Source organism: Dulcicalothrix desertica PCC 7102 (genome assembly GCF_003991905.1).
Taxonomy (GTDB): Bacteria; Cyanobacteriota; Cyanobacteriia; order Cyanobacteriales; family Nostocaceae; genus Dulcicalothrix; species Dulcicalothrix desertica.
In genome coordinates, this window is record NZ_RSCL01000009.1 from 70,469 (window position 1) to 84,670 (window position 14,202).

Below are 14,202 nucleotides of genomic sequence, written 5' to 3' on the forward strand. Positions count from 1 at the left end.
CTTAGTACTAGATGGTTATTTTGGAAATAATAAAGCCGTAGTCATGGCTCGGCAGCTAGGTTTACACCTAATTTGTAAAATGCGTCATGACTCTGCTTTATATATACCTTACGAGAATCCAAACCCGACACGCAAGTCTCGTCGTAAGTATGGTGAGAAAATTAACTACTCATTTATACCAGAGCGTTTTCTCAAAAAAACTAATATTGAAGATGACATTCGTACAGATATTTACCAAGCAACGCTTCTACACAAGGAGTATTGTCAGGCATTAAATGTTGTCATCCTAGTACGAACAAATATTAAAACTTTAACACGAACTCATGCGGTGTTGTTTTCAACGGATTTAGAATTAAGTCATGAGAAGTTAATTGATTATTATAGTCTCAGATTTCAAATTGAGTTCAATTACCGAGATGCTAAACAATTTTGGGGGCTAGAAGATTTTATGAATGTTGGAAAAACTGCAGTTACAAACGCTGCTAATCTTGCGTTTTTCATGGTTAGTGTTTCACAAGTTTTGCTTGTTCATTTTCGGAAATTTAACCCGGATTTTAGTGTTACGGACTTGAAGGCAATGTTCCGAGGATATAAATATGTTGAGGAAACTATAAAACTCCTTCCCGAAAAACCAGACCCAGTTTTAATGGCAAATATTTTCCACAGAGTTACCAATTTAGGGCGCATACACCCTGCTAGTACATGCTCCACCAGTTCTTAAATTTGGCGAAGGTATTGTATTAACCAACCCGTTTTCTACTAACGGTTTAAACCCTGTAATGTTCGTGCTGCCATCTACAAAGAAGTTAATGTCACTACCAGTTGGGTCGGTGTCTTCCAGTAAAGATACAAAAACCGTCAGACCATTATCTGGTACTGGTTGACTTAAATTAAAGTTCCAGAAGAGTTGGGCGCCCTCTTGCAAAGTTGTTGGCTCTACCGAAAAGCTAATCTTAGGTATAAGAAAATTTGATGTCATACTTTGATACATAGTTATATAAAGATTTTGATTACAACAAATGAATTTAATCAGTTAAGAGTATTTTGGGATGAATAATTATCAAAATATACCAAAATTATTTAAAAAGTAAAACAGGTGCCGATACTTTATTAGTACTTTGTCGGCGCCTATTATTAAGTACATAAGTATTTAAGTATCTAGATATCTATAAGCCATGTTTATAGAGTGCATTTACAAGCTAGGAGTGCTTGTTTTCTGTAAAAATTCTCTAATTTAAGGTTGGTTAGTTAAGTCAAGTGCTGTTTTGCCATTATTATCTTTAATATTAACCTTGGCGCCGTATCGTATCAGTAGCTTGATTAATTTAATTCGTTCATCTGGAGAAACATCATGATGAGCGTATGAAGCGGCAATCATTAATGGAGTTTTTTGGAAATTATCGGCGATGTTAGGATTCGCTTTTTGTTCAAGCAGATATTCGATAACGGCTAAATTTTTAGAATCATATCGAGTAACAACTTCAAATAAAGCTGTACGTCCCGAACTATCGTGCGCGTTAATATCAGCACCTTTTTTAAGAAGTAGTTCGATAACTTGTTTATGTTCTTCAACGGAAGGTTTATTATTTGCTAATAGTCCAAAATCAGCACTAGCTTTAACGATTGGAGGAAAATCATTAAAATTATCAGTATAGTTAACGTTGGCGCCTTTGCTAATTAAAAATTTTACCATTGCCAAGTCACCCTGAAGTCTCGCTGTGTGTAAAACAGGGGAATTTAAACTAGCTCCTTTGCCAATAAGAAAATCAATTGCTTTCTGTTTCTGTTGTAATGTAGTTTGAAAATTATACACTACTTTACTTAATAAATTATGATTGGGATGCTTTGGATTGATAGAGGCGCCACGAGCGATTATTTTCTCCATTAAACTAGTATCAGCAATACTGGCAGCAAGCCCTAGAGGAGTATCATTATTACGGTTAACAACATTAATATTGGCGCCCGATTCAAGTAGTAACTCGGCTAATTGAACATATTGAGACTCTAAAGCTGTGAGTAAAGGAGTTTTGTGGGTAACTTGCTCAGAACCTTCGTTTTTAAACTTCACATAAGTGTTAACATTGGCGCCGTATTTCAATAAAAGCTCAACTACAGAAGTATTTCTCTTTTTTACAGCAATATCCGTAGCTAACTGCAAAGCTGCTTCCCCTTCACTATCCTTCACATTAACATCAATATTATGAAGCAGTAAATGTTCAATAATCTTTAAATTACTACCCAAAACGGCGCCGTGAATAAGTGTTCGCCCCGTAGATGTGCGGAATTGTAAATTAGACGAAGGTAACAATCTCTCAAAGTCGGAAAAGTTTCCTTTCTGAGCAGCATGGAACAGAAGTATATTAGGGTTATTAGTCTTGGGTAAAGTCCAAGTATTGGCATTATCAACCTTAATTTTATCCAAACCCCAATTCAAATCTAGATTCATCAACATTTCAAACCGAGTAGATGCCAACTCATTACCCGCTTTATCATACAAGTACACTGTTCCGGACTTATTACTGGCGCCTCCATCCCCTGGCATCGCTATAAACCTTGGTTCTATCCAAATTTCCAGCTTAAATCGACCATCAGGACTTGGAATTGTGCGATATAAACTAGGTTTCGATAGAAAAGCAAAAATTATAATAGGTGCAATGAAAATCACGAAACTAGCAAAAAACAGCTTTATTAAGCAAGAACGTAGTCTTTCCATCGTTTTGGTTGTAATATGAACCTCTAATTACAACTTCAAACGTTTACAGTTAAATTTATTACAACGAAAGCGAGTTGTATCAAAAATTCACTGAAAAAACATAATGTGAGGCGCCTATAAGCTAGTTGTTACTTGTTAACTCTATTTCAGCGGGAGCGCCAATGTTCTGCTGATTCACCATCTAGACAACCTGCTTTTTCCCAAATTTTGTAAGCTCTTAAACGAATTTGAGTGTCCGTTGGGCGGTTACTTATGAAAAATTCGCAGCAATTATTATTAAAGTTATATGGAGCTTGTGCAAAAAAATCTTGGCGCCCAAGGACTTCTGCTGTAAAACTAACACAATCTTGTTTTAATGGGCAATCTTGTCCAGGGCACATACTGATATCATAAGGCATATGTATTTTACCAATAGCTACTTGTATAAGTTTAGACTGTCTAATTCGTGATTAACATGAGTACAATCCCTGTGTTCCGCGCGGGTGGGCAATTAATAAAAGTTCGTTTTTTGATGCTGCTGTCTCTAGTCGCTCTAGTTGGAACTACTACAGCCGGAGTATATTTATTTAAAAATTTTGGGCTGACAAAAAGCGATGGTGGAGTTTTGAGACCTTTACCACAACGTATTGCTTTAGGGACAGCAATTTCCAGTCTTGGTATAGCTTTTGCTGGTGGGATGTGGTTATACGGCAAGCTGTATGTAGCAAGCATTGACTTTGATGAGCGCGCAGAGAAAGTTTATTTAAATACCGTTGAATTTTTTGGAACTAAACAACGTGTGATTAAATTCTCGGATATTCTTGGTGGTAACGAGCATGAAGGTAAGTTTGATTTGACTGATTTTAATCCTTCTTCTATATCTGTCAATGCACCTTGGAAGTCAGTTCATTTGAAAGGATGGAAGTTTCCATTGATTATTGACATTCAAGGTGAAATTCTAAATAAAGAACTATTTGAAAAGCTTTGAGCGGCGCCTACTTCCTGTATATAATAAAAAACTCTGGTAATGGAGAATACCAGAGTCGCAAGTGGATCATCTACCAAAAAACGAGCGCAGAGGCGCCAGTTTTTTTGCTGCATTTTATTTTACATGCTTAAGTACATATTTTCTACTTATTACAAACTAGTAATAACTCTTAGCAAGTTAGCAGTATCTAAAACATAAACATTATCAATCTTGTTATTTTGGTCGATTTCTTCCATTCTGGCTTGGGTAAAACAAAGAATCGGTTGAACGAAATTGACACGCTTCATCTCTCTTAACGCGCGCGCTTGTCCCTTAACTGCCTTTAATATATTTTTACCATTACCAAATTCATAAACTTGCTTGCCATAACGAAGCTTCAACACGGCGCCATCATAAAACACGCTACCCTTATTACTCTTAGTATCAATTACGAAACACTCACCGTTCGGCGCCTGTAAAAATGCATCTGCATCACCGTACTCAAGTACTACATTGTACTCAATTTTCCATCCTTGAAGTTCCAAGGGTTTTAATAATTCAGCTACGTTCTCCTCCGCAACGGCGCCTTGATCTGCTTGTCTAGCACGTAGTAATAAATGTTGCCCTTTATTGAAATATACGTATGCTACACCCCAGCAACCAACCCAGGCTAATACTGCAATACCCGCTGGTAATCTTAGCAGTAGGAGAATAACAGGCGCCAGTCCTGTAATTACTGCGATACCAATCTTTTTATATGCATCCGTTCGTCTCTGTGTTGCTAGTTCTCTGATGTTTTCCCCGGCCTTTGACATATGGGCGCCTCATACGATTTTTTCCTTTATACATAGGTATCCAGCAAATAGCTAGTCAGTTGATATACATGGTTGGCGCCTAAGAGTATGGGATGTGGGTTTCAAACATTCCTAGGGGAATTCCTGTAGTAAAAATATTTCCCTTAATCCTTAAATGCAGTGAGAGCAAGCAATACACTTTCCTCAAATCACAAATAGCTTGAGGGAAGGTAGGAAGCTTATTCTATATTCATGCAGTGGGTAGCTCAAATGGTAGAGCGCGTAAAACATCCTTATTCGACTTTTTGCCCGTCAGGGACGACAGAATGAGGGTTATCGACTATTAATCGCGAGGTTGCGGGTTCGAGTCCCGTTCCACTGCCTTTAATAATTTTGGATTTTTTGTAAGAGCGAATGGCACCAGTGTGAGAGACAGGCGCCGATAAGTACTTAAGCAAAAATATTTATGCAAAGAGCTAGGGAATTATGATTTAGCTCAAACCCTTGCCGTTAATAGCTTTTACTCCATTCCGTTTGCGGGAGCAGATACATAATTAATTTTGCGTTACTACTTATTTAAGCGCGTTTGGTATATGGGTGCCGTCTCTATAAGCTGTTAGTTAATTACTTTTGTCATCATCCTCCTTGTCATCATTCTTGTCTTTATCCTTCTTCCTCAACCCCAGTATCAGTGGAGTAACCGCCGTAACTAATAGTGAAATTTCTGTTATATACCCGGCGGGTATCGGCGCCTGTGGGACTTGAGGAATTACAACATCAGATGTGGCTGGAGCGCTAATAGAGGTTCCAACCGTTATATTTTGCGAAATCATTAGATATAATAGAATTAAGTTCAAATAAAAGTCTTCATCACTGATTGGCGTCAGTGTTGGTAGATGCACAAGCTCGATGCCTAGCTAATTTGGGGCGTTGAGCTATTTTGTTTATGCCCGTTTGCTAGCTGGTTTCATAGTGTAGTTGGCGCCTGTTTACGTTATGATTCTCTGCAACCTGATACAGCTTTTTAAAAGCTTTTATGATTGCGATATTTCAGAAGATAGTCAAGCAACTACATTGCTCATATGTTTAGTATAGTATTTGCAAAGTAAATGTGTGGTGAATTTAGCAATACATTAGCTATTTCAATCATTTAAAAAGTACGGTATATCAATAAAAAGTTATCTAGGCTAATACTAATAAAGCCTCATAACTGCTAAAAATAGTGTCATTATTAATTTGTTAGATATTAATGGGTGTTTCTATGTACCGGAAATATTAAAAAGTGGTACTATAAGTAAAACTTATTGCTTATAGTACGTTTGTATACAAAGAGTTTTAATATTCTCACTTTTATATCATGTTTGTATACATATTTATCTGTATAACTCTTTCAGGATAAAGATTATATCAATTTTATAGACAAGTTATGTGTGTCAGATTAGTCATATAATCGTGATACAAAATAAACTAAGTTTATTTTTGAATTTTTGAACTCAGTTCAAAACAACCATGAATAAGTTTAAAATCCGAAAGTTACCTACAAAAATTATTTTACTTTGACTCGTTACTGAAACTTTGCAGTAACTAGACACATTCTACACCCAACAACTTACAAACCGATTAGACTGACTTCAAACTTCGGCTAATCGCTGTATTCTAGGGATACACCCCACTACAAGGAAAGCAAACTGTTTAGATTTAGGTTTAGACAGAAAACTACTGTTAAGTGTAAACGCCTTTACAAACCAAATTAGCCTGCAAACCGTAAGAAGTCAGGTTGCGCCACTAAACGCAATTTTGGCGCTACATCCAACAACAAACAGCGCCGTTATAGTATGATGGTTGCTGGAAATAGTCAACATACCGCATATTAGCAATATTTGAGGAGCTAAAAAAATTCCCGGAGAATAAAAGTTAGTGCTGAAACTTGTAGTAACTAATCAGGTATACTATCGTGATACGAAAATAAACTTAGTTGATTTCACGTGTGAAATTGAATTATAGTACTTAAATAAATAATATATACAAGTACGAATATTTGAACTGAGTTCAGAAATTTGGTAGTAAAGTTACCCTGTGAAAAATTTCACGGGGTTTAGATTTACAGAGAAGACCCGCGCGCACGATTGAAGGAACGCGCAACGGAAGGTGTCTATCATTAAATACTCAAGTCTTTATGTAAACACAGCAACGAGATTAAACTCTGTGAATCAATTCACTATCCGTATTATTGAAAAAGCAGTCTAAAATTTTACAATTTTATTACTGATTGAAGTGATCGGGAGCAGGCGCCTATACTCGCACGCACTACAGCAGTTTATCCTTAAATACTTTTAATTTCTCGTGTGAAATCAAACAGGTATGGCGCCTGTACCAAAATAAAGCTAGTTATCAAAGGAGAGCATTGTGTTTGAGCGCTCTTTTCGCGTGCGAGAGCAAGTCAGTAATAAGAAAAAAACGTATTTAAGTACCTATGTATTTATATAGATAGGTGTTTTTATCAGGTTTTTAAGTAGGTGTAAGCAAGGTTATCGTGAAAAGCGATAACTTTCTGTAACAGTGGCGCCTTCAAGAGAGTGTTAAGGGAATACCCAAACAATGGATACGGAGATTCCCGTATTTATAAAAAAGCTTTTAATCAGTCGGCACATTTATAGAATGTAATTTCGGAAATTAGTAATTCTATTGCTTTCGTCGCGCGCAGTTGACCAAACTATTCCGTTTCTTTTTACCTGTTAAAGTAATTACTATACTGATGCTGATTAAACTTAAAATAGTTGTTGGTTCAGGTACAGAAATCTGTTTACTGGTAATAAAATCGACTTGTACATCTTCATCTACAACTTGTAGCACGCTTTCTTGATTAAATTGTTGAACGTAAGCTTTGACAATTTCATTGATAGACAATTCCGAATCTAGAGTATCTTCTAAAAGTAAAGCGACTACTTTACTTGGTTCCCTGACAATCGTACCCGCACTGTTTTGAAACTGTCCAAATGTATCGAAAACTGTTAACCCATCTGGAAAGCGAGGTGTAATGACATTGTTAATAAATTCTTGGAATTGCTCATTAGATACCTCTCCACCATTTTTGAGGTTACGCCCAAAGAATAAATCTACCCTAATAAACTTCGGTTGAGTAGAATTATTAAATAAATCTGGCTCTAAACCAAAACTCACTTTAATGTCTTCATTGACAGCTTGCAACACGCTTTCTTGATTAAAGCTTTTAACATAATCTCTGACGATTTGATTAATAGAAGATTCATTTGCTACCGTATCTTCTAAAAGAAGTGTAACAGTTTTAGTATTTTCCCTCACAATCATACCCGCGCTGTTGCGGAACTGCCCAAATGCATCAAAAATAGTTAATCCTGCTGGGAAACGTGGAGTAATGGCATTGTTTACAAACTGTTGAAACTGTTCAGTAGAAACTTCTCCACCTCCAGGTATATTGCGTCCGAAGAATAAATCTACTTCAATAAACTTGGATTGAGAAGAATTATTAAATAAATCAGTATCTAACCCAAAGCTGACTTTTAAATCATCTTTATTAATAACCCGCAAAACTGATTCTTGGTTAAATGCTTGAATATAGTTTGTCGCAATATCGTTGATAGAAGTTTGATTTTGTAAACTGTCTTCAACAAATAGGGTGACATTTTTAGACCTTTCTCGAACCAAATTTCCTGTACTGCTTAAAAATTGTCCTGATGCATCAAAAACTGTTAAACCTGCTGGAAAACGCGGAGTAATTACATTGTTTACAAATGCTTGAAATTGCTCGCTACTTACCTCTCCACCCCCAGGTATATTGCGTCCGAAGAATAAATCCTCTTGAACTAATTGCGAAGTAAATGTTGCAGCTTCTGTTCGTGGAATGTTAAACATTGTACTGACAGAAACTATGGCGCCTGTAGTCACAATATGAGGTATTTTAGTAAAAATGTTCTGAAGCACAGTATTAACCATGAGTCCAAACTCCAAGAAATCCGTGTCATTTATATATGGATGGAGGAAGAGTCAAATTATGCATTCTAAGTGGTTGTTGTGCCATTTTGAGAAAGTTCACCCTTTGCTGCCATTGCTAATAGTATTTATGAACTCACCAGAATACGACACAGAAGCGTTTATAACTATCTAGATACTGGTGCCTATCCAGATAGAACAGCTTGGTTATAGGAAGGGCACCTGGTCAAGATATTTGTTATGAGGAAGGCTTCCGCTTCGTGGTTGTGGTGGGTGGCGCCTGTTTTTTTGTTAATGTAATCAAAAATACCAATAATTTCGTAGTTAGCAAACTTTTATAGTAATTCGAGGCGCCTCAAATCCTGTATGGTTCTCAGAATTTAATAATTACAATGTAATAACAATATTTCCTTTTTTATGTCCTAAATCAACATACTGATGAGAAGTGCGGATTTGTTCAAGCGGGTAAGTTTTGTCGATTACTGGTTTTAAATGTTTATTTTCAATTAACCAGCCAAGAAATTTGAGGTCATCGGAATTTACTTCAGCAACTCCAGCAATAAGTTTAAGCTTACGTTTTTTGGCTATCCACATTCCTTGAATTAATACGAATGATAATTACTGCTCCCAGAATTAATACCCCATTGGTGCGTGTTAATTGAGCTATGGTTTCAACTTTGGTTTTGTTTACTGTTTCATAAACTACATCAAAATCTTTATTCAGTGTTGACAAGTCAGTTGTATTATAATCAATAACGTGGTCGGCGCCTAAATTTTTTAGCATTTGAATATTACTTTGACTGCATATTGCCGTTACTTCGGCGCCGTAATATTTAGCCAATTGAACCGCAGACGTTCCCACAGAACCCGACGCTCCGTAAATTAACACTTTTTGACCTTTTGTAATATTAGCTTTTTTGAGAAAATGTAAGGCAGTATGACCACCAAAAACTAGGGCAGCAGCTTCTTCAAAATTTATATTACTAGGTTTGAAGAAGAGTGGAATAGTTTCTGTAACTAGTACAAATTCAGCATAAGTTCCCATTGTTAAATCGTTTAATCCAAAAACTTGATCACCAACTTTAAATTTTGTGACTTCATTACCAATTTGTTCGACTATACCCGAAATAACTGTTCCAAGAACTTTTTTCTTTGGATGAAAAAGTCCAAAAGCTAATCTAATTAAAAATGGGTCTGCCTTACGCAAACGAACATCAGCGGAATTAACCGTAGTCGCCATCATTTTAATCAAAATCTGATTTCCTTTGGGTTCTGGCTTAGGAATATCGCTAAGTTTCAAAACTTCAGAATCACCATATTGGTTGTAGGTTATTGCTTTCATAACAGATTTTTATTTATATTAACATTATTAACAATAATTTGTTTAGTTTGAGTATTGCAGTAAGTCTTTTGTGTCTGAAGTCAATACTCTTTAATTTAATAGTAGTTACTTTTTCAAGTTATAGCAAATTATGATTAGCTAGTTACGGATGCGCGTTCAAAAGGAGACGATTTAAGCGGCGCCTGCTTTCATTCAATTTGTAAACGTTTGTGCTATTAAAATCAAGATAAATAGTGTAAGTATGCGAATACTATGCACTTTATCGATTCAGCGCTTCGTAATTAAAAAAATATAAATATAGAACAGGCACCGAGCAATTAAAAAAATTCTCAAGAATTGTCGAATCAGACAAGGAGGAAAATTCTTGCTCTTTGCAAGCGCCGCTGGTTCTAGGTATAGGTTTTTCGCATACGCTTTATAAGTGCTAGGCGCCAACAAATGTACTGAAGCAAAGATTCAAAATCTAAATGCAAGTTCTAAAATATTAAGAATTATTACTAATTCGATACAAGTCTAAATACAAGTTAAGATTATTTGATTAAAACGGGGTTAGCAGCAATAAAGACCTTGAATATAAAACTCTTTGACACTTCTATGGTTTTTTAACTGTGGAAGTGCCAACCACTTTTAAATTCCGGACTTCTGTAAAATGACTTTACGCTATTTAAAAAAATCTATCAAAATCAAAAATCATTGTACTGGTAGATTTAAAGAGCTACTGGAAAAATGTTTTGTACATGTAATTGCGGAACCAGAGTGCCCAGAATGGGTATTCGTAGGGGCAATATTTTACCCAGACTCGGTAGAAAACGAACTTCAAAGCTACAAAGCATTAATTGAGAAATTAAGCAATGAGCTAGATATCTGGCTCGTGCCCGTAAGAGCCAAGGATGTTATTGAAAGTAAAAAGTGTCTAGCTTTGGCTACCGATAGTCTTGAGGAAAAAATTATTTATCTTGAGCTTCAAAGAGTCATATCCTAAGATTTATTTGTGGATGTAGGAAATCCCGTATCCACAACAAAATAGTATATTTGTTTTGATATACACCTTAAATTAAGGCGCCTTGCATCAATATCTATCTTTATCGTTTACGTTGGATAATTACACGGGAATTCCAGTACCCATAAAAGGCTTTTATAAATCGGTGCCTAAGAGTAATTATTTCGTAAAGAGTGAATAGTAAATTAGGCACCCTCAAAATACATAACTCTCAGGCGCCCATCACCATTGACGTTCCTAAGCAGCGATTTCGTCTTGATTTTCCTGTTCAGAAATTGCTATTAACTTGATATGCTTTCTACCTATATTGAGGGAAAATTCATCCCCTGGCTTTAAGCCTAACTGTTTTGTATAAGTAGAACCTATTAGCAAGGCGCCGTTAGACTGGACTGCAATTCGGTAGCTAGCACTACGTCCGCGACTACTCTTGTCCGATGGGGTATCGAATGATATCTCTTCTGCATCAAGTAGAGCATTGAGAAATTTCATCATGTTAACTCGCTCTACGCCATCTTTGGTAACGGTATAGTAACCGCACGCTTTAGCTTTTTCTTCTTTACTGCTGTTGGGCATTTCTTTAACTTTATCAGTTAATGCCTTACCTTCTAAAGCCTCAATTTTTTTAGCTTTTTTAGAGAAAGTCGCCTCTTCAACTTTGGGTTTAGCTGCTTTTACTTCCTTGGCTGGCGCCTCACCTTGAGATGGTTCGCTTGTGAGTGTTTTTTTCGATGATGCCTTGGGTTCAGGGGACTTAGTTATTTTCTTTTTCGCCATGTTGACTAAGGAAAATTACGAAATTAATTTACATTTTGTGGAATTACTTTATTGTATAGAGGATATTTACTTTATGGCAATAATTATTCACTCGCTCGTGGCGCCTGTCTTTTGTTGGTGTAATCATAAATACCAATAATTTCGTAATTAGCAAACTTTTATAGTAATTCGGGCACCACAATGCTATATAGTATAAAGTAACTATAGAAATGCTTGATTCTGGTTGTTAATTGGCGCCAGTTATGAAACATTCTTTCTTCTTTGTATGTTTTTATCGCCCTCCAGGCAAACTACGCCCTTCAGGTTTTTTAGTAGGTATATACTAACGCAACTTCTAGCAGTAAAGGATTCGATACATGAACTTGATTCGTCGAATTGTCTCCAACATCCAGACTACAGACACTGAGCAGAGCGAACAGTTTTATACCCAAGTCTTGGGCTTAGTTAAGGCTATGGATTTAGGCTGGATTCAAACATATGTTGCACCATCCGAACCAACAACACAAATCAGCGTGCTTACAAGCGACCCATCGGGTATGCACCCGAATCTATCGGTTGAAGTAGCAGATGTTGATAGTGTTTATGAGGAAGCTATAAGGCAAGGCTATGCGGTTGTTTATCCGCTTACCGATGAACCGTGGGGTGTTCGTCGCTTTTTCGTCCGTGAACCAAACGGCACTATTATCAATATTGTGAGCCATCGAGAAGAGTAAACATCTGTAAAATTATGTGCAACATACCCGAACAAATTTGAACACTAGCGTTTCAGAACGTGAGTACTATTAATTATCCATGACTACAATAGTGTTGAGTACGATACACAAAACCGGGGCAAAAACTTTGCTTTTATCACGTCTCGTAATTGACGTTTTTCAAAGCAAGATAAACTAATATCTACTTTACGCACGCTCTTGGTAGCATCTGCAACACCATTCCACTCTACTGTGAGATTTTAAATGTGATTGCGTGCTTGGGTTGGTAGTGGTCAACAAAACAATCGTGGCAAATTGGAGCTTGCTTTAGAGGCGCCGACCAGATGATGTATCAAATAGCTAAAAGTGGCGCCTAACTTCGAGTTTCTTTTTCTTGCTCTTTGTTTCGAGACTTGATTAACGATTACTATATAGCAAACGATTCAATATAGGCTGTCCGTTAGGATGATATATTTCTAAACGAATAATATTTGGCTGTTTTGGTCGGTAAGAAACTTTATAACTATATCCATCCTTTTTCCAGGTGTAGACTTGACGGTTTTTATCGCCAGATTTTGTTACATCTGTACTAAAAATCGACTGGTTAGTTTGAAGATGAATGCGCTGAAAATTATATTCCCCTTCATTAAATCTAAGTTGAACTGCCCATGTATTATCTCTATAATAACCACTAGGATAATCAAAATTTTGTATAGCAGCGACTGCAGGTGTAGCAAATCCTATAATTGTAACTAATGCAATACTTTCAAGTTTCATAAAATTTTTTTGTACAGGTGACTATCATTACCTACAGGTTGATTAGTTGAATTTCGTAAAATATGCATGAAACTCGTTCTTCAAGTTTTCGGCACCTGCATTAGGTACTGGTGTATTGTCAAGCCGAGAATGGGAAATATTAAAATGTGGGCGCCTGCATAAGTTGATTTTTAGTAGTAATTCAGGGCACCGTAATCCTATATAGTTACAAATTAACTATGTAGATAGCTTTATCTCGAACTGGCGCCTTTCTTTTTCTTTCTCTTTTTCTTGCTAGAAGCATTAGGAAAGGGGTAGAGTTCCGGCGCCGAGTACTTTAACATTGCGTCAAAGGGGCTTAATTCGTAACCATCGGTACAGTAAATTTCTTCCCACGTTTTCAATCCTAAGCCGACTTGGGCATCATCCCAGTTACCCATAAGCAAAGTATCTACTTTACGCGCGCTGAAGGCTTTTTTAATTATTGAAGCTGACTCAACCGCTTTTAATTTAATAAGTTCTTCAACTAAAATAGCATTAAACTCTTTTTCATTAACTTTATATAATTCTAACTTTCGTGTTAATATGCTAACACATATTTTTCGTAATTTAGGATAATTTACAGCAATATAAAAGAAGCACGAAGTTGCAGCAAAGCGCTGGTAATCTTCACGCGAATCATCATTAATATATTCTGTAAGTGCAGGAATAGCTGGCTCCCCAATTAAACCGAAACTTTTGGGCAAATCAAAATTAGTCCAGTCATCTTCAATATCATGAAATAACGTAATTAAGGGTTCAATTGCTTCCTTTGCACGCAGTTGACCAAGCGCACGCCATGCATGAACAGGCGCCCATACCTCAAGGCTATCGAAGTGAGTTTCATATAAATTTTTATCCGTTGCTAAACGTATTAGGTCTGGGATATGTTCTTTACCAAAACCAAATTCTTCGATGTAGTTAGGTAATTCTTTGAGCTTACTACAGTCAGCATAAGTAAGTAATTTATCTACGGGAGGTTTATAAGTTTCGGAAACCATAGGTTTTTGACGGTGGTGCATTATTACTATTATCACGGAGTGGCGCCGACTACAAATAAATAACGGTTCACCAAACATTGCCAAAAAACTTGAAATGAAGAGACATTAGAATTACTTTTATAGTACTATTTTACTGTATATTAATATATTTTTAGGTACATTTATATGCACAAATA

The 14,202-nt window shown here is 36.4% G+C and carries 15 protein-coding genes and 1 tRNA gene; 5 read left to right on the forward strand and 11 right to left on the reverse strand.

What is annotated here, in order from left to right:
- Positions 1–721, forward strand: a 721-nt coding sequence (locus DSM106972_RS53595; protein ID WP_233787900.1) for a transposase, incomplete at its 5' end; no start/stop codon positions are given.
- Here the strand turns inward: DSM106972_RS53595 and DSM106972_RS19585 are convergent.
- From DSM106972_RS19585 to DSM106972_RS19595, 3 genes are all read right to left on the reverse strand, one after another.
- On the reverse strand, positions 677–979 hold the full coding sequence (locus DSM106972_RS19585) for a hypothetical protein (RefSeq protein WP_127082288.1): 303 nt from the start codon (positions 977–979) through the stop codon (positions 677–679). The two genes, DSM106972_RS53595 and DSM106972_RS19585, sit on opposite strands and share 45 nt — an antisense overlap.
- A 255-nt stretch (positions 980–1,234) precedes the next feature.
- On the reverse strand, positions 1,235–2,713 hold the full coding sequence (locus DSM106972_RS19590) for an ankyrin repeat domain-containing protein (protein WP_127082289.1): 1,479 nt from the start codon (positions 2,711–2,713) through the stop codon (positions 1,235–1,237).
- A 146-nt stretch (positions 2,714–2,859) separates the two neighbouring features.
- The gene (locus DSM106972_RS19595; protein ID WP_127082290.1) at positions 2,860–3,111 is read right to left on the reverse strand and encodes a DUF2934 domain-containing protein; all 252 of its coding nucleotides are present in this window, start codon (positions 3,109–3,111) and stop codon (positions 2,860–2,862) included.
- Between the two features lie 56 nt (positions 3,112–3,167).
- On the opposite strand from DSM106972_RS19595, the gene DSM106972_RS19600 reads away from it, so the two are divergent.
- Complete coding sequence (locus DSM106972_RS19600) at positions 3,168–3,680, forward strand: TMEM70/TMEM186/TMEM223 family protein (RefSeq protein ID WP_127082291.1); 513 nt, start codon at positions 3,168–3,170, stop codon at positions 3,678–3,680.
- Between the two features lie 149 nt (positions 3,681–3,829).
- Here the strand turns inward: DSM106972_RS19600 and DSM106972_RS19605 are convergent, their stop codons facing one another.
- The gene (locus DSM106972_RS19605; protein ID WP_127082292.1) at positions 3,830–4,474 is read right to left on the reverse strand and encodes a nuclease-related domain-containing protein; all 645 of its coding nucleotides are present in this window, start codon (positions 4,472–4,474) and stop codon (positions 3,830–3,832) included.
- 233 nt (positions 4,475–4,707) lie between these two features.
- Between DSM106972_RS19605 and DSM106972_RS51450 the strand changes: the two genes are divergently transcribed.
- Positions 4,708–4,836: transfer RNA gene (locus tag DSM106972_RS51450), tRNA-OTHER, on the forward strand.
- Between the two features lie 237 nt (positions 4,837–5,073).
- Here DSM106972_RS51450 and DSM106972_RS19610 read toward each other — a convergent pair.
- The 4 genes from DSM106972_RS19610 to DSM106972_RS19625 all read right to left on the reverse strand — a co-directional run bounded on the left by DSM106972_RS19610 (position 5,074) and on the right by DSM106972_RS19625 (position 9,764).
- Complete coding sequence (locus DSM106972_RS19610) at positions 5,074–5,286, reverse strand: hypothetical protein (RefSeq protein ID WP_145837491.1); 213 nt, start codon at positions 5,284–5,286, stop codon at positions 5,074–5,076.
- Positions 5,287–7,135: 1,849 nt separating this feature from the next.
- Positions 7,136–8,425 carry a DUF3574 domain-containing protein gene (locus tag DSM106972_RS19615; protein WP_127082294.1) on the reverse strand — a complete coding sequence of 430 codons (1,290 nt, stop codon included), beginning with the start codon at positions 8,423–8,425 and terminating at the stop codon, positions 7,136–7,138.
- A 384-nt stretch (positions 8,426–8,809) separates the two neighbouring features.
- Positions 8,810–9,016: a zinc-binding dehydrogenase gene (locus DSM106972_RS19620; RefSeq protein WP_127082295.1), complete on the reverse strand. Its 207-nt coding sequence runs from the start codon at positions 9,014–9,016 to the stop codon at positions 8,810–8,812.
- Positions 8,994–9,764 carry an NAD(P)-dependent alcohol dehydrogenase gene (locus tag DSM106972_RS19625; protein WP_127082296.1) on the reverse strand — a complete coding sequence of 257 codons (771 nt, stop codon included), beginning with the start codon at positions 9,762–9,764 and terminating at the stop codon, positions 8,994–8,996. The genes DSM106972_RS19620 and DSM106972_RS19625 overlap by 23 nt, the downstream gene beginning before the upstream one ends.
- Before the next feature lie 649 nt (positions 9,765–10,413).
- Here DSM106972_RS19625 and DSM106972_RS19630 point away from each other — a divergent pair.
- A complete protein-coding gene (locus tag DSM106972_RS19630) occupies positions 10,414–10,746 on the forward strand; it encodes a hypothetical protein (RefSeq protein ID WP_127082297.1) in 333 nt (110 codons plus the stop codon).
- Positions 10,747–11,001: 255 nt separating this feature from the next.
- On the opposite strand, the gene DSM106972_RS19635 is transcribed toward DSM106972_RS19630, so the two are convergent.
- Complete coding sequence (locus tag DSM106972_RS19635) at positions 11,002–11,382, reverse strand: AbrB/MazE/SpoVT family DNA-binding domain-containing protein (protein WP_233786963.1); 381 nt, start codon at positions 11,380–11,382, stop codon at positions 11,002–11,004.
- Between the two features lie 512 nt (positions 11,383–11,894).
- Here DSM106972_RS19635 and DSM106972_RS19640 point away from each other — a divergent pair.
- Entirely contained in the window at positions 11,895–12,251 is a 357-nt protein-coding gene (locus tag DSM106972_RS19640) for a VOC family protein (protein ID WP_127082299.1), read from the forward strand.
- A 396-nt stretch (positions 12,252–12,647) separates the two neighbouring features.
- Here DSM106972_RS19640 and DSM106972_RS19645 read toward each other — a convergent pair whose 3' ends face one another.
- Together DSM106972_RS19645 and DSM106972_RS19650 are read right to left on the reverse strand one after the other, a co-directional pair.
- Positions 12,648–13,007 carry a hypothetical protein gene (locus DSM106972_RS19645; protein ID WP_127082300.1) on the reverse strand — a complete coding sequence of 120 codons (360 nt, stop codon included), beginning with the start codon at positions 13,005–13,007 and terminating at the stop codon, positions 12,648–12,650.
- 230 nt (positions 13,008–13,237) lie between these two features.
- Positions 13,238–14,104: a HEAT repeat domain-containing protein gene (locus DSM106972_RS19650; RefSeq protein ID WP_127082301.1), complete on the reverse strand. Its 867-nt coding sequence runs from the start codon at positions 14,102–14,104 to the stop codon at positions 13,238–13,240.
- Positions 14,105–14,202: the final 98 nt, after the last annotated feature.